The organism is Proteus sp. GOKU (genome assembly GCF_015475555.1).
GTDB classification, from domain to species: domain Bacteria; phylum Pseudomonadota; class Gammaproteobacteria; order Enterobacterales; family Enterobacteriaceae; genus Proteus; species Proteus mirabilis_B.
This window is the reverse complement of sequence record NZ_CP034105.1, coordinates 742,368-764,616: the sequence shown is the minus strand read 5'-3', so window position 1 is coordinate 764,616 and position 22,249 is coordinate 742,368. Positions and strand designations below refer to the sequence as shown.

Genomic DNA, 22,249 nt, shown 5'->3' with positions numbered 1-22,249 from the left:
ACAATATGGAACCTTTACTTGAACTTAAAGATATTGATAAGTCATTCCCCGGTGTAAAAGCACTATCCGGCGCTACATTACGAATTTACCCTGGTCGAGTAATGGCTTTAGTCGGTGAAAATGGCGCAGGAAAATCAACACTGATGAAAGTACTCACTGGGATCTATAAAAAAGATGCTGGCGAAGTGATTTATCAAGGTGAAAGTTGTGCTTTTAATGGTCCCAAATCTTCTCAAGAAGCAGGAATAGGTATTATTCACCAAGAGCTTAACCTTATTCCTGAATTGACCATCGCAGAGAATATTTTCCTAGGTCGTGAATTTACGCGTGCTTTTGGCGCCATTGACTGGAAGAAAATGTATGCAGAAGCCGATAAGTTATTAGCCCGATTAAACCTTGCTTACAGCAGTCACCGTTTAGTGTCTGAATTATCGATTGGTGATCAGCAAATGGTAGAAATCGCCAAGGTGCTTAGTTTTGGTTCCAAAGTCATTATTATGGATGAACCAACAGACGCATTAACTGACACTGAAACTGAATCGCTATTTAGTGTTATTCGTGAACTAAGAGATCAAGGTTGCGGCATTGTTTATATCTCGCATCGTTTAAAAGAGATCTTTGAGATTTGCGATGACGTGACTGTACTGCGAGACGGTCAGTTTATTGGTGAAAAACCTGTCGCCTCATTAAAAGAAGACACTCTGATTGAAATGATGGTTGGTCGTAAGTTAGAAGACCAATACCCTCGTATTAATATCCCTCAAGGTAAAACCAAACTCAATGTCATTAACCTCAGCGGCGAAGATGTTCATGATGTCAGTTTCTCATTACATGAAAGCGAAATTCTTGGTATTTCAGGTTTAATGGGTGCGGGTCGTACTGAATTAATGAAAATTATCTACGGCGCATTACCCAAAACCAATGGCACCGTTGAGTTAGATGGTAAACCCTGCCAAATCAAAAAGCCGGCTGAAGGTTTAGAACAAGGCATTGTTTACATCTCTGAAGATAGAAAGCGTGATGGTTTAGTGCTCGGTATGTCGGTGAAAGAAAATATGTCTCTGACTGCACTACGCTATTTTAGCCGCGGTATGGGTGTGCTTAATCATAAAGAAGAGCAACTCACTGTTGGCGATTTTATTAAATTATTCAATATAAAAACCCCTTCAATGGATCAAACCATCGGTTTCTTATCAGGGGGAAATCAACAAAAAGTGGCTATCGCAAGAGGCCTAATGACTCGCCCTAAAGTACTTATTCTTGATGAACCCACTCGTGGCGTTGATGTGGGCGCTAAAAAAGAAATTTATCAGCTAATTAATAAATTTAAACAAGAAGGATTAAGCATCATCTTAATTTCTTCTGAAATGCCTGAGGTAATGGGAATGAGTGACCGTATTTTGGTTATGCATGAAGGTCGTATTAGTGGTGAGTTCTCCGCTCACAATGTCACACAAGAAATGCTAATGGCAGCGGCTGTTGGTAAACAATATGACGCTAAAGTAGGAGTTTGATATGAGCACGAATTCAATTCCAGCGTCAAAACGTTGGTTCTCAAAAGCTTGGCTATTAGAGCAAAAATCACTGATTGCTCTGCTTATCCTGATTGTCGTCGTTTCCACACTCAGTCCCAATTTTTTTACCTTAAATAATATTTTCAACATTCTCCAACAAACATCGGTTAATGCCATTATGGCGGTTGGGATGACGCTGGTTATTTTGACATCTGGCATCGACCTATCTGTTGGTTCATTGCTTGCATTAACTGGTGCTGTTGCTGCTTCTATGGTAGGTGCTGATGTTAATGCACTTGTTGCTGTTGTTGGAGCATTAGCGTTAGGTGCAGCCATTGGTGGTGTAACAGGGATTATCGTTGCTAAAGGTAAAGTTCAAGCCTTTATTGCTACGCTAGTCATGATGTTATTGCTGCGCGGTGTTACTCGTGTCTATACCGACGGTAGCCCAATTAATACCGGCTTTAGCGATAATGCTGATCTGTTTAGCTGGTTTGGTATTGGTCGCCCATTTGGTATTCCAACCCCAATCTGGCTGATGATGATTGTCTTTTTGAGCGCATGGTATTTATTACATCATACTCGTTTAGGCCGTTATATTTATGCGCTTGGCGGTAATGAATCAGCAACACGTTTATCCGGCATTAGCGTCGATAAAATCAAAATCATTGTTTATGCACTGTGTGGTTTATTAGCTGCCCTTGCCAGTGTCATTGAAGTTGCTCGCCTTTCATCAGCGCAACCAATGGCAGGTAATGGCTATGAGCTAGATGCTATTGCCGCCGTTGTTCTGGGTGGTACCAGTCTTGCAGGTGGTAAAGGTCGTATTATCGGTACATTAATTGGTGCACTTATTCTAGGTTTCTTAAATAACGCACTGAATTTATTAGGAATATCATCAAACTATCAAATGATAGTAAAAGCGGTGGTCATCTTACTTGCTGTTTTGGTAGATAACAAAAAATAACTCTCTATTCTCTTAATCCGAATCCCGACAGGAACTTATATTATGAAACTCAAAAAAATGGCGACACTTCTTTCTGTTGTTGCATTAAGCGCCACAATCAGCGCCAACGCATTTGCAAAAGAGTCGATCGCGCTTGTTATTTCAACACTTAACAACCCTTTCTTTGTCACCATGAAAGACAGTGCACAGAAAGAAGCTAACCGATTAGGCTACGATCTTGTTGTTCTAGATTCTATGGACAACCCAGCTAAAGAGCTTGCTAACGTGCAAGATCTGACAGTAAAAGGCACACGCTTAATGCTCATTAACCCGACAGACTCTGATGCTGTGGGTAACGCCGTTATTTTAGCTAATAAAGCCAAAATCCCTGTTATCACTTTAGACCGCGTTGCAAACAAAGGCGAAGTCGTCAGCCACGTTGCTTCAGATAACCGTCTTGGTGGTAAAATGGCGGGTGATTATATTGCAGAGAAAGTGGCTAGTGATGCCAAAGTTATCCAACTAGAGGGGATCACCGGAACATCTGCATCTCGTGAACGAGGTGAAGGCTTTAAACAAGCGGTTGATGCTCACAAACTGAATGTACTTGCCAGCCAACCTGCTGATTTTGACCGTACAAAAGGTCTTAACGTAATGCAAAATCTATTAACTGCTTATCCTGCGGTTCAAGCTGTTTTTGCACAAAATGATGAAATGGCATTAGGTGCATTACGTGCATTACAAACTGCCGGTCGTACCGATGTATTAGTGATTGGTTTCGATGGTACAGATGATGGGATCAAAGCGGTAAACCGTGGCATGTTAGGTGCAACCATTGCTCAACGCCCAGACCAAATTGGTATTATCGGTATTCAAACCGCAGATAAAATTCTCAAAGGCGAAAAAGTGGATGCAACAATCCCTGTCGAACTTGAGTTAGTTATTAAAAAATAACAACAATAAATACCACGGAGTAATATTGCTCCGTGGTAGCTTTAATCATTAAACACGTTTTCACAAGGATAAAGGCTATGACAACACCTCGCCTTGCTGTTCTAGGTAGCATTAATGTTGACCACATTATGAATATTTCACAATTTCCAAAACCTGGTGAAACCATTATTGGTCATCAATACAAAATAGCCTTTGGTGGTAAAGGTGCAAATCAGGCAGTTGCTTGTGGTCGCAGTGGTGCCGATATAACCTTTATTGCTTGTGTCGGTGATGATGCGATTGGTAGTGAGATAATTTCACAGCTTAAAACAGATAATATTCATATTGATGCAATTAGTATTATTCCGCAAACACCAACAGGTGTGGCGATGATACTTGTTAATGAACAAGGTGAAAACGTAATTAGTATTGTTGCAGGTGCTAATGGCGCACTAACACCTACTCATTTTCAGCAATATCATCATGTTGTTGAGCATGCTGATGCCTTGCTGATGCAATTAGAATCACCATTAGAGACTGTTTTTGAAGCCGCAAAACTAGCAAAATCACACCAAACTAAAGTCATTTTAAACCCAGCACCAGCACAACCTTTATCTGATGAATTTCTGAGTTTTATTGATGTTATCACTCCAAATGAGACGGAAGCCGAAATATTAACAGGCGTTTCTGTGCATGATGAAGCGGGTGCTGCAAAAGCTGCCGAAATTTTACATCAAAAAGGTATCAAACAAGTGCTTATCACTTTGGGTAGCCGTGGTGTATGGTTTAGTGAACAAGGGAAAGGCATGATAATTCCTGGATTTCGCGTCGATGCTGTTGATACCATTGCCGCAGGTGATACATTTAACGGTGCATTTGTCACTGCAATATTAGAAGGGAAACCTTCCGTTGAGGCTATCCGTTTTGCTCACGCAGCAGCTGCCATTGCAGTTACACGTCATGGTGCGCAATCATCTGTTCCTTGGCGTCATGAAATCGAATCATTTTTAGCAGAGCGAGCATAGTACTTTGGCAACAATGAAAGATGTCGCCCGTTTGGCGGGCGTTTCGACATCAACTGTTTCTCACGTTATCAATAACAATCGTTATGTTAGCGAAGGTATTCGTAAAAAGGTTAACGATGCTATCGAAACCTTAAATTACGCGCCTTCTGCTTTAGCGCGCAGTTTAAAAATGAACTGTACTCACACTATTGGTATGTTAGTGACAGCCAGTAGCAACCCTTTCTATGCAGAAGTTGTACGTGGTGTTGAACGCAGTTGCTACGAAAAAGGCTATAGCCTAATTTTATGTAATACCGAAGGGGATTACGAACGTATGGATAGTAGCCTTGAAACGTTGCTACAAAAACGTGTCGATGGCTTATTATTGATGTCAACAGAAGCCCGAGCGCCCTCTCATGAAGTGCTAAATCGTTATCCTCGTTTGCCTATGGTCATGATGGATTGGTCTCCGTTTGAATACGGCGGAGATATTATTCAAGATAACTCCCTGCTTGGGGGAGAAATCGCCACCAATTATCTGATTGAAAAAGGCTTTACTGAAATTGCATGTATTGCAGGTCCACAAGATAAACTCCCAGCAAAACATCGTTTGCAAGGCTATTACAATGCAATGCAAAAAGCAGGACTCTCTATTCGAGAAGAGTTTGTGTTAACAAGTGATTTTGAATTTGCCGGTGGGTTTAGCGCAATGCAAAAATTACTCTCACATTCTCTCTTACCACAAGCGGTTTTTACCTGTAATGACGCAATGGCTGTTGGTGCTTATCAAGCTATTTATCAAAAAGGTTTGCGCGTACCTGATGATATTTCAGTCATGGGTTATGACGATATCGATCTCGCCTCTTATATGATCCCTCCTCTTTCTACCATTCACCAACCTAAAGATGAATTGGGTAAACTTGCTGTCAGCCAATTATTACATCGTATGGAAAATATCGACGCTGATGACAATGTTTTGGTTCTTACCCCCAAACTTATAGAGCGTGGTTCGGTGAGTAAATTTGTAAAATCATAATAAGAAGATTAACACTATTATTGATGATGCTCTCTTTTAAGATGAGGGCATTTATTTTTAGTTACATTTATTAAATTATTGTTTTAATATCAAGAAATTACAAAAATTTCAAAACTACATTTATTTATCTTTATTTTCTATTTAACTCTCTATATTTAGCCTACTTTTCCTCACTCTTTACGTCATAACCTGTGAAAGATGCAAATTTCCATCAAATCCATTATACTATTGCCCTTTCGCATTATCAGAGGCAGTACCATTTAGGGGATTGCTTAGAACTTTCACTCTTAAATGATAATGTGTCCTTTAATTTATGGGGCAAGTGTTATCCTCATTGTGACGATTAATCACTTCCCATTTTGATAAAATTTGAGAGTATTATTATGTCATTACCTTCTTGTCCTAAGTGCAATTCTGAATACACCTATGAAGATGGTGCAATGTATGTTTGCCCAGAATGCGCACATGAGTGGAACGATGCAGAACCAACTGTTGATAGCGATGAGTTAGTGGTTAAAGATGCTAACGGTAATTTATTAGCTGATGGCGATTCAGTGACTGTGATTAAAGATCTCAAAGTCAAAGGTAGCTCAACCATGCTGAAAATTGGTACTAAAGTAAAAGGTATCCGTTTAGTGGAAGGCGACCATAATATTGATTGTAAAATTGATGGCTTTGGACCGATGAAATTGAAATCTGAATTTGTGAAAAAGAACTAAGATAATAGATTATTAATAATCTTTTTAAATATAAATTTAGATATTATCAAGATCATCAAAGGCGCTAATAAAGCGCCTTTTAAATATATTTAAGTATTTAAGTATTTAAGTATTTAAGTATTTAAGTATTTAAGTATTTAAGTATTTAAGTATTTAAGTATTTAAGTATTTAAGTATTTAAGTATTTAAGTATTTAAGTATTTAAGTATAAAATATATTTTCACTTTTATCCTTTATCAATATAGAATCATTCAATTCTTTTTAAATTAAATCATACCATTATAAGTAATGACTACGATTATTTCTCAAAATTTAACATTTGTAGCAGCAGATAGACTATGGACTGATTGTGATGATAACCCTGCTCCTGCGCCTTTTAAAAAATTTTATGTTCTTGATGATAGCATCATATTCTATTCTGGTTATATAAATGCAATATTAGCTATATTGGCATTTTATATTGGAGATAATATAGGAATAGATGAAGAATATGCTACGCTAATAGGTATTCTTTCAAATATGGATGAGGATATTTGTGAGTTTATTGAAGTAGATAGAAAAAATGGAGAAGTTGTTTATTTTCAAGGTGCGACTACAACGAAAAACCATAATTATATCTTTTATGGTGCTGGATCTGGTTCTGAATATGCAATCGAGTGCTATATAAATAATATTCAAATAATTACTATTAATGGTCAATATTATGATTTCATCAAATACGGTGATCACTTTATTAAAATAAGCATGAATTCAGCCTCTATAAAAGATCGTTGTTCCGGTGGAGGATTTGATTATATTAAGTGGCTAGAAAAAGATCTTATCGTTGATAAACTAAATTGGTTGGATACAGAAACAATAGAGCAATATAATAAAAAGATCCTCCATTTAATTAAAGAAAACTGTGGTAATAAAGAAGAACTAAGTGAATTAATACTAATGATGGATAATGAATGGGAAAAAGATAAAGAGGAACTAGAACGAGAAATCAAATCGGTTGACACCGCATTTACTCATGAGCATAATTTGACCAATATTCTGCAAACAAAAGGAGGCTCTCGCATGAATAATTCAGTTAAACCCAAAACGAGAGTTGCAGTGAAAACGTCAGGTACAAACAAAGGCGTTGTACTAGATATAGCATCCATAAAAGAACGTATTGCTAAACGCAAAGCTGAAAGAACCTAACAACCTCTTCAAAATATTCTTAAAGGCGCTAATAAAGCGCCTTTAAATTAAAGTAAGGTTACTCGTTAGACTCACTAAAATGATCAAACCCTTTTAGATTAGGGTAAACATCTTTGCCATCACGTAAATAACGAATGCCTTCAGCAATCGGCATAATTTGCCCTATACAATGAAAATCTGCCCCAGTATGCGCTAATGCAATCTCTAAAGCACCACGATTGATTTCAGGTACCGTAAAGCATAACTCATAATCTTCACCACCACTTAATGCCCAAATCTCTGCTTGTTCTTCGTTCACTTCCGCTTTCATCGCTGGCGAGTATGGTAATGCATCTAAATTTAAGCGAGCACCACAACCACTGGCTGTGAGAATATGGTTCAAGTCTGAAATAAGTCCATCAGAAATATCAATCGCAGATGTCGCTAAATGGCGTAATGCTTGACCTTGTAGTAAACGAGGCTGCGGGCGCAAATGCCGTGCGACAAAATAATCACTATGTTCTTTTTCTGTCGGCTGTAATCTATTTTGTAATACAGCAAGCCCTGCTGCGCTATCGCCTAAGAAACCCGTAACATAGATCCAATCACCAATTTTAGCACCAGAACGAAGTAATGCAGTTCCTTGTGGAACAAGCCCCTGTATTGTGATTGTTAAACTTAAAGGGCCACGAGTAGTATCACCACCAATTAACTGGATTGCATAGTAATCAGCTAGCGCAAAGAAAGAACGGCTAAATGCCTCAAGCCATTCACTGTTTGTATCCGGTAGTGTTAAAGCTAATGAAGCCCAAGAAGGATCTGCGCCAACGGCAGCTAAGTCACTAATATTTACAGCGAGTGCTTTATAGGCTAAATCTTCAGGTGAGATAGAAGGAAGGAAGTGAATGCCACTCACTAAAGTATCGGTACTAATAGCGACTTGTTGCTTTTCAGGTACTGTCAATATTGCGCAGTCATCCCCAATTCCTGTATTCACATCTTTTCGTTTTACAGGTTGTGAAGTGAAATATTGCTTAATAAGGGAGAATTCACCACAAGGCATTATCTATTTCCTATTGAGCTATGCATACTAGACTAGCTTTATTAAACAAAAGGCCGGAAATACCGGCCTTGAATTATTTACCATAGAGGAAACGTGAAAAACGTTATTTTTTACGTACAGTTGGTGCAGCTTTATCAAGCACGCCATTAACAAATTTATGGCTATCGTCAGCACCAAATACCTTAGCCAGTTCAATCGCTTCGTTAATCGCAACTTTGTAAGGAACATCTTCACGGAAGCTAAGTTCAAACATTGCTAAACGTAAAATTGCTTTTTCAACTTGACCTAATTCTTCAAGTTGGCGGGATAAATAAGGTTCCATTGCCTTATCTAAACGTGTTGCATTAATGGCAACACCCACTAAAAGCTCACGAAAATAAGCAATATCTACACCTTGGGTATCCTGCTCGGATAAAAACTCCAATTCCACATCCGCGATGTCATTTCCGGATAATTGCCATGAGTAGATAGCTTGAACAGCACACTCACGAGCACGACGACGAGCAGCAGGTTTCACAAAATTCCCCTTAAGTTAAAACAGATGATTAGCCTTTTATGGCTTTAAGTACATTGATCATTTCAAGTGCTGTCATTGCCGCTTCAGCACCTTTGTTGCCCGCTTTAGTTCCAGCGCGTTCAATAGCCTGTTCAATGCTTTCAGTTGTTAATACACCAAAAGTCACAGGGATCTCGCTTTGCATTGCAACTTGAGATAGACCAGAACTACATTCGCCAGCAACGTATTCAAAATGTGCGGTTCCACCACGGATAACAGTACCTAATGCGATAACTGCATCGTATTTGTCGCTTTCTGCTAATGCTTTAACAGTTAATGGCAACTCATAAGCGCCAGGAACCCAAACAACAGTAATATTTTCAGAGGAAACTTGTCCAATGCGTTCTAATGCATCAACCGCACCATCTAATAGGTTGTCGTTGATGAAGTTATTAAAACGGGCAATTGCAATTGCTACGCGTGCATTTGGCGCCGCGACAACACCTTTGATTACGTTCATAGGTTACCTTTTTCTCCTATCCGCGGGGCGCGGATTTTATCATATTCTTTCCTTTACTGCGCTCTGTTTTATTATTACACAGCAAAGGAGCCAAAAACCCTTGATAAATCAAGGCATTTAGTTGGCTGATAACGATGTCGTAACGACAGGAAATAACACACACGGCGCTATTTTACTACAAATAGCGCCGTAGACACACTTATTTGCGTCTATTAATAACGAGGTTTTAAACAAACTCTGATGTCAGAGCCAATTTGTTGGAGAGAATCTACTGTAAATTCAGGTGCTTCGGATAATGATGAAAGTGGAGAAAGTGCAAATAATCCTCGTGCATCATTCCCTAAAATTTTAGGCGCAATATAAATAATAAGCTCATCAACAAGCCCCGCCTCTAATAATGCACCAGCAAAATGAGCGCCACTTTCAACCCATACGCTATTGATATTGCGTTTACCCAATTGCATCATTAATAAAACTAAATCCACACCACTATTTTTGCCATTCGTTGGTAACAGGATTTCTGATACATTGCCTTGCCAGTCGCTTGGCTGTAATTTTGTACGTGCCAACCAGCATTCGCCTTCAATTTGAGTGATTTTATGATTTTCAGTCACTCTATTTTGGCTATCAGTAACAATACGAATAGGCTGGCGTAACGTTTCTTCTGGATAAAGCGCTTTAATTTCATCTGACAGCTCATCCCAACGAACATTCATAGAAGGGTTGTCAGCAAGCACTGTTGCACTTGTTGTTAAAATAGCGCTAGCTTGAGCTCGGAAATTTTGTACATCTCGACGAGATGCTTTAGACGTTATCCATTGGCTTTCACCAGATGCTAATGCTGTTTTACCATCTAAAGATGCACCTAATTTTAGCTGGATATAAGGGAAGCCAGTTCTCATTCGTTTAAAAAAGCCAACGTTAAGCTTTTCAGCTTCTTGCATTAAAACACCGTGTGAAACATCAATTCCGGCTGATAATAATTTGTGTAACCCTCGTCCTGCAACTTGAGGATTAGGATCTTGCATCGCAGCAACAACACGTTTTACACCTGCATTAATCAAGGCATCAGCACAAGGTGGCGTTTTACCAAAGTGACTACAAGGCTCAAGTGTGACATAAGCTGTCGCCCCTTTTGCTTTATCTCCTGCCATTTTTAATGCATTGACTTCAGCATGAGGACCGCCTGCGTGATGGTGATAACCTTCACCGATAATCTCACCCTCTTTTACAATAACACACCCCACATTAGGATTCGGTGATGTAGTAAAGCGACCTAATGCGGCAAGCTCAATGGCTCGACGCATATAGTGTTCATCATGCAGGCTTTCATTTTCACTTGGATTGTTGCTGTTGTTATTTGTCATAATAATTACATATAATTTTATTATTTATCGTTATTTATCAAATCATTAAATAAATCACAGTATTAATATACTAATCTTGTAATTTTGCGATTTCTTCACCAAAATCGCGGATATCTTCAAAACTACGATAAACCGAAGCAAAGCGAATATAAGCCACTTTATCGAGTTTCTTTAGTTGTTCCATAACAAAATTGCCAATTTCTTTTGAAGGTATTTCTCTTTCACCCGTCGCTCTTAGTTGTGATTTGATATGGCTTATCGCAGCTTCAACATCATCTGAACTAACCGGACGTTTTTCTAATGCTTTAAGCATACCTCGACGAAGTTTCTCTTCATCAAAAGGCTCACGTATTTCATCACTTTTCACAACACGAGGCATCACTAGCTCTGCAACTTCAAAGGTAGTAAAACGTTCATGACAAACAAGACATTGGCGACGACGGCGCACTTGTGAACCATCACCAACAAGTCTGGAATCAATTACCTTGGTATCTACGGCTCCACAAAATGGGCAATGCATAGTTATTCCTACTTTTGACAATACTCATAAACAGTGTACCTGTTCAGTGAACAAAAAACACCCTGTCAGTATACACTGGCAGGGTGTTTGCGATGTTTTATCAGAAAAACGCTCTATTATGGTAAGAGTGTTGTCTGATCGGCACCCTCTTTTTCCACTTTTTGTACAATCAAGTGTTCACGTTTCATTCCCATTTTCAGTGCTAATGCAGAAGCCACATAAATAGAAGAAATAGTACCGATTGAAACACCGATTAACATAACTAAAGAGAAGCCTTGAAGCATTGAGCCACCAAAGATATACAGCATTAATACAACCAGTAATGTTGTTGCTGATGTCATGATGGTACGGCTTAATGTCTGAGTCAGAGAAACGTTCATAATTTCATATGATGTTCCTCGACGAATTTTACGGAAGTTCTCACGAATACGGTCTGATACAACAATACTATCGTTCAGTGAGTAACCGATAACAGACATCAATGACGCCACAATGGTTAAGTCAACTTCTATGTGGAACAGTGAAAGAACACCCAGTGTTATCACAACGTCATGCGCAAGCGCAATAACCGCACCTAACGCCAAACGCCATTCAAAACGGAATCCAACATAGATAAGAATACAGATAAGTGCAGATAATAACGCCATAGCACCTGTTTGAGCCAATTCACTACCCACACTTGGCCCAACAAATTCAATACGTTTTACCACGGCATCGTTATCAACTTCAGCATTAATAACATCGATAACTTTCTTACCTAATTCTTGACCTGCCTGTCCTTCAACAGGAGGCATACGCACCATAATATCGCGGCTGCTACCAAAGTTTTGTAACAGAGGATCTTTAAAGCCCGCTGCATCTAGGCTATCACGCATTTTATCAAGGTCGGCTGGTTGACTGAGATTGATCTCAATTACTGTACCACCTGTAAAATCCAGTCCCCAGTTAAATCCTTTCACGGAAATGATAGCAATTGATGCTATCAAAAGCAGAAACGAAATACTAAAGGCGACGTTGTCCCAACGCATAAAGTCAATGACTCTACGACCATGGTTTAATTGTTCAACAGTATAATCCTGTGCCACAACGTGCTCCTTAAATAGACAGTTTCTTAACGCGTTTACCACCATACAGCAGGTTTACAATCGCACGAGTACCGACGATAGCGGTAAACATGGATGTTGCAACCCCGATTGCAGTTGTGATAGCAAAGCCTTTGATTGAGCCGGTACCGACTGCATAAAGGATCACAGCTGTAATTAATGTGGTTAAGTTCGCATCAATAATACTGGAGAAGGCACCTTTATAACCTTCATGGATTGCTTGTTGTACTGATCGACCATTACGTAACTCTTCTTTGATACGTTCGTTTATCAGTACGTTGGCATCGACGGCGACGGCAAGTGTTAATACGATACCCGCAATACCCGGCATGGTCAGTGTTGCGCCCGGTAATAGTGACATTACCCCAACGATTAACACTAAGTTTGCCATTAATGCAGTGCTCGCAATCACACCAAATTTACGATAATAAATTATCATAAAGGCAACTGACGCAATCAGACCCCATAAACACGCTTCTAAACCTTGGGTAATATTTTGCAGACCCAAAGTTGGACCAATCGTTCTTTCTTCAACGATTTGAATAGGTGCAATCAACGCACCAGCACGTAATAACAGAGATAATTGACGTGCTTCATTCGCATTTGAAATACCCGTAATACGGAAGCTATTTCCTAAACGACTCTGAATATTCGCAACGTTGATAACTTCTTCACTTTTAACCAATACAGCACGGTCATTCTCATCGCGTTTACCGCTGTCTTTATACTCTACGAACAGTGTTGCCATCGGTTTACCGACGTTGTCTTTCGTAAAGTTAGACATGATAGAACCACCCGCGCTATCAAGTGAAATATTCACTTGAGGTTGACCATATTCATCAGCCTGAGAGGTTGAGTCAGTAATGTGGTCACCCGTTAAAATAACGCGTTTATAAAGAATAGTTGGTCTACCTTCACGGGTATATTTCACTTCTGAGTCGCCCGGAATACGACCTGTTTCTAAAGCAGAAGGATCAACGGTAGTGTTGACTAAACGGAATTCTAATGTTGCTGTCGCACCTAAGATTTCTTTAGCGCGAGCGGTATCTTGGATACCCGGTAATTCAACAACAATTCGGTCAGCGCCTTGACGTTGAACTAATGGCTCTGCAACACCTAACTGGTTAACACGATTACGTAAGATAGTGATGTTTTGCTGTACAGCATAAGTACGTGCATCACGTAAACGTTCGTCAGTAAAAATAGCTCTTAATGAGTTATTTGCGCCATCTCTAAAAATGAGATCTTGATTACGACGAGTTAGGTAATCTGAAGCTTTAGAGCGATCATCCGAATTACGGAAACGGATTTCAACACCATAGTTATCCGTTTTACGGATAGAGGAATACGGAATGCCTTCGTCACGTAATAATGTACGTAGACTTTCAACATTTTGTTCCTGAAGTTTACCTAACGCAGTTTCCATATCAACTTCCATCAGGAAGTGAACACCACCACGTAAGTCTAACCCCAGTTTCATCGGCTCACCGCCAATGGCTTCTAACCATTTTGGTGTTGCCGGTGCAAGGTTAAGTGCAACAACGAACTGGTCGCCTAATGCAGGCAACAACACTTCACGGGCACGTAACTGAATGTCAGGATTACCGAAACGAGCCAAAATCGCACCATTTTCAAGTGCAATAGATTTCGCTTCAATTTTTTCTTTATCTAATAAAGATCGAACTTGATCCAGTGTTTGCTCATTGGCGGCGGTTCCCCGCGCGCCAGTGATTTGAACAGCCGGATCCTCACCATATAGGTTAGGAAGTGCGTAAAGCAGACCGATGAGGATAGCGGCTATCAACATCAGGTACTTCCACAAAGGATAACGGTTTAGCACGGCAGTTCCCTTTTCCCTTTGGGGAAATGTTATTAAATAGCTTTCATTGTGCCTTTAGGTAATACAGCGGCAACAAAGTCACGTTTGATAGTTACTTCAGTTGTTTCATTCAGAGCAACAACGATATAGCCGTTATCTGAAACCTTAACAACACGACCAATTAAACCACCAGTCGTTAAAACTTCATCACCTTTACCGATAGAATCCATCAGTTTACGATGTTCTTTAGTACGTTTTTGCTGTGGACGTAGGATCATGAAATAGAAAATCAGAATAAAGATCACTAACATCGGTAAAATAGACATAAAGCTAGCTTCAGGCGCTGCTTGTCCAGCAGAAGCTACAGCATCAGAAATGAAAAAACTCATTCACTTTTCCTCATTGTTGTCGATATCGACGATATTCAAGTTATAAGCCCAATATCATACACAGAATTGGGCTTTCTCGTATACATTATTCACACTTAGTCGCACTGCCATTTAGCGGTGGGACGGGTTTTCCGATACGTTCGTAGAATTCGTGTACAAACTCTTCAAAACGTGAGTCTTCAATAGACTGACGAATTTCAGCCATCAAACGTTGATAATAACGTAAGTTGTGAATAGTGTTCAGCCTTGCACCTAAAATTTCGTTACAACGATCAAGATGATGTAAATAAGCACGGCTATAATTTTTACAGGTATAGCAGTCACAATGTTCATCAAGTGTTGATGTATCAGAGCGATGTTTCGCATTACGAATTTTAATGACACCATCGGTTACAAACAGATGGCCATTTCGTGCATTTCGTGTTGGCATGACACAGTCAAACATATCAATACCACGACGAACACCTTCAACTAAATCTTCTGGTTTGCCAACACCCATTAAATAACGCGGTTTATTCGCAGGAATTTGAGGGCAGACATGCTCTAAAATACGGTGCATATCTTCTTTAGGCTCACCGACCGCAAGGCCGCCGACAGCGTAACCGTCAAAACCAATTTCGACTAGCCCTTTTACAGAGATATCACGTAAATCTTCGTAAACACCGCCTTGAATAATACCGAATAATGAATTTTTGTTATTGAGTTCATCAAAGCGCGCACGACTACGTTTAGCCCAACGTAATGACATCTCCATTGAGTTTTTTGCATAATCCCAATCTGAAGGATATGGCGTACACTCATCAAAAATCATCACAATGTCAGAACCCAAATCGTATTGGATTTCCATTGATTTTTCTGGGCTTAAGAAAATCTTTTCGCCATTAATAGGATTACGGAAGTGAACCCCCTCTTCTTTAATTTTACGCATTGCGCCTAAACTAAAGACTTGGAAACCACCTGAATCCGTTAAAATAGGACCTTGCCATTGCATAAAATCATGTAAATCACCATGCAATTTCATGATTTCTTGACCAGGGCGTAACCATAAGTGGAAGGTGTTACCTAAAAGAATTTGTGCACCTGTAGCTTTTACTTCTTCAGGTGTCATTCCTTTTACTGTGCCGTAAGTACCCACAGGCATAAATGCAGGTGTTTCAACAACACCACGTTCAAAAATAAGGCGACCGCGACGAGCATTACCGTCGGTTTTGTCTAATTCGTATTTCACTTATCCTCCAAGCATCAGAAAAACAGTCCAATGCGCAATAAAAAACAGCACATTCTAATCATTTGTTAGACGGCTGTATATGTTACTTCAACAAAAACTCGTGCTTAGTCAAAGGGATTAAGCAATAAAATCGAAATAACAATTCATAAAACGAAGAAAAACGTTAAAAAGAATAATAAATCTTTATTCTTGTCCTACTTTTTCATTGATAGCTAAAGGATTACGAGTAATAAACATCGCATCACCATAACTGAAAAAACGATACTCTTGCTCAACAGCTTCTTTATATGCATTCATGGTATTTTTATACCCTGCAAAAGCAGAAACCAGCATGATTAAAGTTGATTCAGGCAAATGGAAATTCGTAATCAATGCATCAATAATTTGATATTGATAACCCGGATAAATAAAAATTTGGGTATCATCGAAGAAAGGTGCAATTAACGCATCTTTTGTTGCTTTCGCAGCACTTTCTAAAGAACGAACAGAGGTTGTACCCACTGCAATTACTCGATTACCACGCGCTTTACACGCTAATACAGCATCAACCACCTCTTGTGGTACTTCTGCGTATTCAGAATGCATTGTGTGCTCTTCGATGTTATCAACACGCACGGGTTGGAAAGTACCAGCACCAACATGCAGTGTAACAAATGCCATCTCCACACCTTTTTCTTTTAAGGCTTGAAGTAATGGTTCATCAAAATGTAATCCCGCAGTAGGTGCGGCGACAGCGCCCGGACGCTCATTATAGACCGTTTGATAAAGTTCTTTATCAGACTCTTCATCTGGGCGATCAATATAAGGAGGTAAAGGCATATGACCAATGCTATTTAAGATGGTGAGAACATCTCTTTCATCATCAAAGCGAATTTCAAAAAGTGTATCATGACGCGCAACCATAGTTGCTTGTACACTTTCATCTTCCCCTAGCACAAGTGCAGCGCCTTCTTTTGGTGATTTAGAGGCTCTAACATGGGCAAGCACACGATGTTCATCAAGCATACGCTCAACTAACACTTCGATTTTACCGCCTGACGCTTTACGGCCATAAATACGCGCAGGGATCACGCGAGTATTATTAAAAACCAGTAGATCACCGGCATTTATTTTATCTAACACATCGGTAAAAATACCGTGTGATAAAGCACCAGTCTCACCTTCTAAAGAGAGCAAACGACAACCACTGCGTTGGGGTTGAGGATAGTGAGCAATCAAGGCTTCTGGCAATTCAAATGTAAAGTCTGATACACGCATAATTAAACGACTACTTTCATAAAAAACAGGCGGACTAGTCTAGTGCTGCCAGCTTATCAGTGCAACAAAGAAGCCCTTTTTTATTCAAAAAGCGCTATGATGATGAGATGAATTATCTTGCTCACTTACATCTGGCCTTTAGGGCAAAAAGCTCTCTATTAGGCAATATGATGGCAGATTACGTCAAAGGCGCACCTAGCTCTGATTACAGCCAAGCTGTTATTGAGGGCATTCGTATGCATAGACGTATTGATGTACTCACTGATACTCACCCATTAGTCAAACAAGCTCGCCTTTTATTTCCTGATGAATATCGCCGAGTTTCACCGATTACCTTAGATGTTTTTTGGGATCATTTTCTTTCTTTAAATTGGTCAAAATTCGAACCAAATATACCGTTGACTGAATTTGTCATCGAGACTCGAAATATTATTGAACCAGATTTATGGCAAACGCCTGAAAAATTCCAAGAGCTCAACGAATATCTATGGTCACAATCTTGGTTAATTCGTTATGCTGACAAGGCATATATTGCTCAAACATTGAAAGGAATGGCGAGAAGAAGACCACGATTAAGCGCACTTGCGGGCTCTTATATCGTACTCGAAACACATTACGATGAATTAAGTGAGATTTTTTGGCAGTTTTATCCACAATTGCTAGAAAGAGCACAGCATCACCAACTTGATGACTGATACATTTAACTGCCATTTTGAGTTTCATCTTTTTGTCATATTGTCGAATTACATTTGATATATCAAAGAGATGTTGAGTCAATTTATCATATTATTCGTAACGATTTGTTAACAAGCATAGTATTCATTTCCAAAGTTGATTAGAATGAATCGTTATACAAGGAGTCATAAATAATCCTACTTTATTGTATTAAGCTGATAGCTATAATCTATCAAATAGATTGTTCTGTTTGACTTTATCAATAGCGATTGATTATTTATGCTGTATGCATCATTTAAAAACAGGGTATACACCCTGAATTTGCTCTAAATAGTTTGAGGTGTAGCTAGGCGACAAGTGCGAATAAACGCAGTCAACAACGCTACAACTTGAAATATGACGAGTATAAACAGGGTATACACTCTGAATTTACTCTAAATAGTTCGAGGTGTAGCTAGGCGACAAGTGAATGAGTCGCTAGGAGCATACAAAAGTATGTGACTAGTGCGAATGAACGCAGTCAACAACGCTACAACTTGAAATATGACGAGTATAAACTCTTTCAATTTACAGGAGTACATTATGGTTCTGGTTACTCGCAAAGCCCCTGATTTCACAGCTGCTGCCGTTTTAGGTAATGGTGAGATTGTTAATGATTTCAACCTGCATTCATTTATCAAAGGCAAACCTGCCGTTATTTTCTTCTGGCCAATGGATTTCACTTTCGTTTGCCCTTCAGAGCTGATTGCATTCGATCACCGTTTTGAAGAATTCAAAAAACGTGGTGTTGAAATCATCGGCGTTTCTATGGACTCAGAATTCGTTCATAACGCATGGCGTAAAACTCCAATTGATGATGGCGGTATTGGTGAAGTTAAATACCCAATGGTTGCTGATATCAAACACGACATTATCAAAGCTTACGGCATCGAACATCCAGAAGCAGGCGTTGCGCTGCGTGGTTCATTCCTGATTGACAAAGAAGGCGTTGTTCGTCACCAAGTCGTTAACGATCTGCCTTTAGGTCGTAATATCGACGAAATGATCCGTATGGTTGATGCACTGCAATTCCACGAAGAGCACGGCGAAGTTTGTCCTGCACAGTGGGAAAAAGGTCAAGAAGGTATGGGCGCATCTCCAGACGGCGTTGCTAAATACCTGAAAGCAAACTCTGGCAAACTGTAATAGCTCAGTAAGCTGACGCATTTTTAAAAGCCTGTGAAAACAGGCTTTTTTTATTTATTCCGCACTTATCTTTTCATTTTTTATCAACTCTATTTATTACTATTATTAGTTATACATAAGCTTATTGTTTATCTGCTTAAAGATAATTTTGTGATCATCACATCAAAAAAAATTCTCATCACCAATAACCTCTCTCTATACTTATTGTTACGCAATTGTTAATTCATATTAATAACAGCGTAAAACTCTATATTTGTATCTATTCAAAATAACTCCCTGTTATTAATGGAGATAATAATGATTACGATAAAAAAAACTCACCTGCTATTACTCACTACCCTTTTCTCACATTCACTTTATGCAGCCTATGAACCCGCTGTTGAAGCACAACACGGTATGGTTGTCTCCTCTCAACACCTCGCATCTCAAGTCGGGAATGACATATTACAAAAAGGGGGTAACGCGATTGATGCTGCCGTTGCCGTCGGTTATGCACAAGCTGTCGTAAATGCTTGCTGTGGTAATATTGGTGGCGGTGGTTTTATGACTATACACCTTGCTGATGGCACAAATACTTTTATCAATTTTAGGGAAACGGCTCCCTCTTCTGCTTCTAAGAATATGTATTTAGATAAAGATGGAAATTTGATTAAAGATGCCAGCCTATATGGTTATCTTGCTTCAGGAGTACCCGGCACAGTAAAAGGGTTGAATTCAGCATTAGAGAAATACGGTACGCTTTCACGCCAAGATGTCATGGCGCCTGCAATTAAGCTTGCAAGAGAGGGATATATTTTAACCCGCGCTGATACTGATGTGTTAGAAACGACAACAGAGCGTTTTAAACAAGATCCTGAGTCTGCAAAAATTTTCTTAAAACCAGATGGAACACCATGGCAACCCGGTGATCGCCTAATTCAGACTGATTTAGCTAATACATTGGAACTCATCGCAAGCCAAGGTTCTGATGCATTTTACCAAGGAGAGATCCCTAAAAAAGTTGAAGAAGCTTCGAAACAACATAATGGCCTGTTAACTCAAGAAGATTTTGCTAATTTTACTATTACAGAAACCAAACCTATCACCTGTACTTACCGAGGTTATGAGTTTATTTCTGCACCGCCTCCAAGCTCAGGTGGAGTCACTATCTGCCAAACGCTAAATATTTTAGAAGGTTACGATCTTAAATCGATGGGCTTTAATTCAGCTGAATATGTTCATACTTTAACAGAAGCAATGCGTCATGCTTATATGGACAGAAATACGTTTCTTGGTGATCCCCAATTTATTAAAAACCCTACGGAAAAGTTATTAAATAAAGCTTATGCCACAGAAATACGCCAACAAATCAAACCGAATGAAGCCACGCCATCAGAAAATGTACAACCCGGTATCGCTCCTCATGAAAGCCCTGAAACAACGCACTACTCAGTTATAGATAAAAATGATAACGCTGTTTCAACCACTTATACTATAAATGGTCGTTTTGGTGCTGTAGTCATCGCACCGGGAACTGGATTTTTCCTCAACAACGAGATGGATGATTTTACAACCAAAGTCGGCGAAAAAAACCTATATGGTTTAGTACAAGGTGAGCGTAATAGTATTGCACCATTAAAACGCCCATTATCATCAATGAGCCCAACGATTGTGACTAAGGAAGGTAAACCTTTCCTTATTTTAGGATCACCGGGAGGTTCTCGCATTATCTCAATTACCTTACAAACAGCACTGAATATTATTGAATTTGGTATGCCACCGCAAGAAGCGGTTAATAGCCCCCGTATTCACCATCAATGGTTACCGGATGAGGTTTATTATGAGCAACGAGGATTATCAAAAGACACTTTAGAAAAACTCTCTGCCATGGGATATAAAATGGTAGAACAGACTCCATGGGGAGCGGCTGAACTTATTATGGTCGGACTCCCAGGAGAAGAAGGTGTGATCCCAGCATCATCAGGTAATGATTCCGCTGTTTCTGGTGCAGTACGTGAAGGTTATCTTTATGGATCAAATGATGTTCGTCGCCCAGCAGGTAAAGCCGTAGGTTACTAGCAATAAAGCCATCGAATAAAACAAACAAAAGAAACCTTCTCTCTATTAGATAAGGTTTCTTTTTTTATAAAAATGATCTAGTCATGGTTTTACAATTTATTCATATTTAATTCTATTAATAATAATCAATATCTATTTTTGATTAGATATATATTTAATATTGAATATCAAATTATTATTAAAACAATAATATTAGATAGAATATAAGAGCAAATCACCTTTAATTTAATTTCAATAACAGAATATATATGAATGGTATTTATTCTCTTTCTTAATTACAGATAAAAACAATAATCATTTAATTAAACTAAATTAATAGCACTGATTATTTTTATTTCTATGATAATTGTCACAGTATAAATTTTTTAATACCCACACTATCAAAGAGGATAATAAAAATATGCAAAAAAGTGGAGATAACACATTGTAAATACAAATATTTAACATTTCATCACAGTGTATTTTTATCATAAAAATAGTTGAATCTTATAATATATCTTCTAACGATACCGTTATTATATTTTTTATATAACGGTAAAGCAAGCGGATAAATAAAGAATTTATCGTCACAACTTATTTCTTATATAAATTAGTTAAGCGGAGATAAATATTAATGTCTGATACACATCATCGTCCAATATTAGATATTGGGCTATCAAGACTAGAGTTTCTGCGAATATCCGGTAAAGGTCTTGCAGGGATCACAATAGCACCCGCATTACTTTCTCTTTTAGGTTGTAAGCAAGAAGAAATAGATAGCGGAATAATTCAATTAACCACAACACCTAAAGGTGTTTTAGTCACAAATAGAGCGCGTTGCACAGGATGCCACCGCTGCGAAACAGCATGTACAACATGGAATGATGGAAGCGTAGGTTCCTTCTTCTCACGCACCAAAATCCATCGTCATTTTTATTTTGGTGATAAAGGCATTGGCTCCGGTGGTGGACTTTATGGCGATTTAAACTTTACAACAGATACATGCCGCCAATGTAAAGATCCTGAATGTATGAAGGTCTGCCCAGTAAAAGCTATCCGTTATCAAGAAGAGTTTGGTTGTATTGTCGTTGATACACGTCGTTGTATTGGTTGTGCCGCCTGTACAACAGCTTGTCCGTGGATGATGGCAACTGTCAATCCACAAACTAAAAAATCCGGCAAATGTAATTTATGTGGTGAGTGTGCATCAGCGTGCCCAACAGGTGCTCTGCAAATCATTGAATGGAAAGAAATTACTGTTTAATAAATCCAGA

General features: G+C 39.0%; 21 protein-coding genes. 11 read left to right on the top strand and 10 right to left on the bottom strand.

The features are described 5' to 3' along the window. The first annotated feature begins 5 nt into the window (after positions 1-5). From rbsA to EHE21_RS03490, 7 genes are all read left to right on the top strand, one after another. Complete coding sequence (gene rbsA, locus EHE21_RS03520; protein WP_088493696.1) at positions 6-1,514, top strand: ribose ABC transporter ATP-binding protein RbsA; 1,509 nt, start codon at positions 6-8, stop codon at positions 1,512-1,514. A 1-nt stretch (position 1,515) separates the two neighbouring features. Then, a complete protein-coding gene (rbsC, locus tag EHE21_RS03515) occupies positions 1,516-2,481 on the top strand; it encodes a ribose ABC transporter permease (protein ID WP_088493697.1) in 966 nt (321 codons plus the stop codon). A gap of 42 nt (positions 2,482-2,523) precedes the next feature. Next, on the top strand, positions 2,524-3,414 hold the full coding sequence (rbsB, locus tag EHE21_RS03510) for a ribose ABC transporter substrate-binding protein RbsB (protein ID WP_088493698.1): 891 nt from the start codon (positions 2,524-2,526) through the stop codon (positions 3,412-3,414). A gap of 77 nt (positions 3,415-3,491) precedes the next feature. Next, positions 3,492-4,418, top strand: a complete 927-nt coding sequence (gene rbsK, locus EHE21_RS03505) for a ribokinase (RefSeq protein WP_109401312.1) — start codon at positions 3,492-3,494, stop codon at positions 4,416-4,418. Between the two features lie 4 nt (positions 4,419-4,422). Further along, complete coding sequence (gene rbsR / locus EHE21_RS03500; protein ID WP_194951857.1) at positions 4,423-5,433, top strand: ribose operon transcriptional repressor RbsR; 1,011 nt, start codon at positions 4,423-4,425, stop codon at positions 5,431-5,433. Positions 5,434-5,816: 383 nt separating this feature from the next. Continuing rightward, on the top strand, positions 5,817-6,152 hold the full coding sequence (locus tag EHE21_RS03495) for a zinc ribbon domain-containing protein YjdM (protein WP_109850291.1): 336 nt from the start codon (positions 5,817-5,819) through the stop codon (positions 6,150-6,152). Positions 6,153-6,440: 288 nt separating this feature from the next. After that, the gene (locus EHE21_RS03490; protein WP_194951856.1) at positions 6,441-7,337 is read left to right on the top strand and encodes a hypothetical protein; all 897 of its coding nucleotides are present in this window, start codon (positions 6,441-6,443) and stop codon (positions 7,335-7,337) included. A gap of 58 nt (positions 7,338-7,395) precedes the next feature. On the opposite strand, the gene thiL is transcribed toward EHE21_RS03490, so the two are convergent. The 10 genes from thiL to queA form a co-directional block, all read right to left on the bottom strand. After that, complete coding sequence (gene thiL, locus EHE21_RS03485) at positions 7,396-8,379, bottom strand: thiamine-phosphate kinase (RefSeq protein WP_194951855.1); 984 nt, start codon at positions 8,377-8,379, stop codon at positions 7,396-7,398. A gap of 103 nt (positions 8,380-8,482) precedes the next feature. Next, entirely contained in the window at positions 8,483-8,896 is a 414-nt protein-coding gene (nusB, locus tag EHE21_RS03480) for a transcription antitermination factor NusB (protein WP_006535124.1), read from the bottom strand. Between the two features lie 28 nt (positions 8,897-8,924). Then, positions 8,925-9,395 (bottom strand): 6,7-dimethyl-8-ribityllumazine synthase, encoded by a 471-nt coding sequence (ribE, locus tag EHE21_RS03475; RefSeq protein WP_069368597.1) that lies wholly within the window; start codon positions 9,393-9,395, stop codon positions 8,925-8,927. Positions 9,396-9,607: 212 nt separating this feature from the next. Then, positions 9,608-10,762 (bottom strand): bifunctional diaminohydroxyphosphoribosylaminopyrimidine deaminase/5-amino-6-(5-phosphoribosylamino)uracil reductase RibD, encoded by a 1,155-nt coding sequence (gene ribD / locus EHE21_RS03470; protein ID WP_194951854.1) that lies wholly within the window; start codon positions 10,760-10,762, stop codon positions 9,608-9,610. A 70-nt stretch (positions 10,763-10,832) separates the two neighbouring features. Beyond that, complete coding sequence (gene nrdR / locus EHE21_RS03465) at positions 10,833-11,282, bottom strand: transcriptional regulator NrdR (RefSeq protein WP_006535128.1); 450 nt, start codon at positions 11,280-11,282, stop codon at positions 10,833-10,835. Positions 11,283-11,398: 116 nt separating this feature from the next. Continuing rightward, entirely contained in the window at positions 11,399-12,367 is a 969-nt protein-coding gene (gene secF, locus EHE21_RS03460) for a protein translocase subunit SecF (protein WP_194951853.1), read from the bottom strand. Positions 12,368-12,377: 10 nt separating this feature from the next. Then, entirely contained in the window at positions 12,378-14,225 is a 1,848-nt protein-coding gene (gene secD, locus EHE21_RS03455) for a protein translocase subunit SecD (RefSeq protein WP_088493710.1), read from the bottom strand. Positions 14,226-14,257: 32 nt separating this feature from the next. Beyond that, on the bottom strand, positions 14,258-14,593 hold the full coding sequence (gene yajC / locus EHE21_RS03450; RefSeq protein ID WP_006535133.1) for a preprotein translocase subunit YajC: 336 nt from the start codon (positions 14,591-14,593) through the stop codon (positions 14,258-14,260). A gap of 85 nt (positions 14,594-14,678) precedes the next feature. Continuing rightward, entirely contained in the window at positions 14,679-15,821 is a 1,143-nt protein-coding gene (gene tgt / locus EHE21_RS03445; RefSeq protein ID WP_036911729.1) for a tRNA guanosine(34) transglycosylase Tgt, read from the bottom strand. A 183-nt stretch (positions 15,822-16,004) separates the two neighbouring features. Beyond that, positions 16,005-17,078, bottom strand: coding sequence for a tRNA preQ1(34) S-adenosylmethionine ribosyltransferase-isomerase QueA (queA, locus tag EHE21_RS03440; RefSeq protein ID WP_194951852.1), 1,074 nt, complete (start codon positions 17,076-17,078; stop codon positions 16,005-16,007). Between the two features lie 107 nt (positions 17,079-17,185). On the opposite strand from queA, the gene EHE21_RS03435 reads away from it, so the two are divergent. The 4 genes from EHE21_RS03435 (at position 17,186) to EHE21_RS03420 (ending at position 22,239) form a co-directional block, all read left to right on the top strand. After that, positions 17,186-17,773 carry an ACP phosphodiesterase gene (locus EHE21_RS03435; RefSeq protein WP_194951851.1) on the top strand — a complete coding sequence of 196 codons (588 nt, stop codon included), beginning with the start codon at positions 17,186-17,188 and terminating at the stop codon, positions 17,771-17,773. 562 nt (positions 17,774-18,335) lie between these two features. After that, positions 18,336-18,938: a peroxiredoxin C gene (locus EHE21_RS03430; RefSeq protein WP_072069413.1), complete on the top strand. Its 603-nt coding sequence runs from the start codon at positions 18,336-18,338 to the stop codon at positions 18,936-18,938. Between the two features lie 297 nt (positions 18,939-19,235). Beyond that, on the top strand, positions 19,236-20,996 hold the full coding sequence (gene ggt / locus EHE21_RS03425; protein WP_194951850.1) for a gamma-glutamyltransferase: 1,761 nt from the start codon (positions 19,236-19,238) through the stop codon (positions 20,994-20,996). 613 nt (positions 20,997-21,609) lie between these two features. Then, positions 21,610-22,239: a ferredoxin-like protein gene (locus EHE21_RS03420; protein ID WP_006535141.1), complete on the top strand. Its 630-nt coding sequence runs from the start codon at positions 21,610-21,612 to the stop codon at positions 22,237-22,239. Positions 22,240-22,249 lie beyond the last annotated feature (10 nt).

Coding starts and splice junctions, on each gene's coding strand:
- rbsC (WP_088493697.1), top strand. CDS start 1,516: ATGAGCACGAATTCAATTCCAGCGTCAAAACGTTGGTTCTCAAAAGCT.
- EHE21_RS03420 (WP_006535141.1), top strand. CDS start 21,610: ATGTCTGATACACATCATCGTCCAATATTAGATATTGGGCTATCAAGA.
- EHE21_RS03430 (WP_072069413.1), top strand. CDS start 18,336: ATGGTTCTGGTTACTCGCAAAGCCCCTGATTTCACAGCTGCTGCCGTT.
- rbsA (WP_088493696.1), top strand. CDS start 6: ATGGAACCTTTACTTGAACTTAAAGATATTGATAAGTCATTCCCCGGT.
- EHE21_RS03435 (WP_194951851.1), top strand. CDS start 17,186: ATGAATTATCTTGCTCACTTACATCTGGCCTTTAGGGCAAAAAGCTCT.
- ribE (WP_069368597.1), bottom strand. CDS start 9,395: ATGAACGTAATCAAAGGTGTTGTCGCGGCGCCAAATGCACGCGTAGCA.
- yajC (WP_006535133.1), bottom strand. CDS start 14,593: ATGAGTTTTTTCATTTCTGATGCTGTAGCTTCTGCTGGACAAGCAGCG.
- queA (WP_194951852.1), bottom strand. CDS start 17,078: ATGCGTGTATCAGACTTTACATTTGAATTGCCAGAAGCCTTGATTGCT.
- thiL (WP_194951855.1), bottom strand. CDS start 8,379: ATGCCTTGTGGTGAATTCTCCCTTATTAAGCAATATTTCACTTCACAA.
- ribD (WP_194951854.1), bottom strand. CDS start 10,762: ATGACAAATAACAACAGCAACAATCCAAGTGAAAATGAAAGCCTGCAT.
- rbsB (WP_088493698.1), top strand. CDS start 2,524: ATGAAACTCAAAAAAATGGCGACACTTCTTTCTGTTGTTGCATTAAGC.
- EHE21_RS03495 (WP_109850291.1), top strand. CDS start 5,817: ATGTCATTACCTTCTTGTCCTAAGTGCAATTCTGAATACACCTATGAA.
- EHE21_RS03490 (WP_194951856.1), top strand. CDS start 6,441: ATGACTACGATTATTTCTCAAAATTTAACATTTGTAGCAGCAGATAGA.
- ggt (WP_194951850.1), top strand. CDS start 19,236: ATGATTACGATAAAAAAAACTCACCTGCTATTACTCACTACCCTTTTC.
- rbsK (WP_109401312.1), top strand. CDS start 3,492: ATGACAACACCTCGCCTTGCTGTTCTAGGTAGCATTAATGTTGACCAC.
- nrdR (WP_006535128.1), bottom strand. CDS start 11,282: ATGCATTGCCCATTTTGTGGAGCCGTAGATACCAAGGTAATTGATTCC.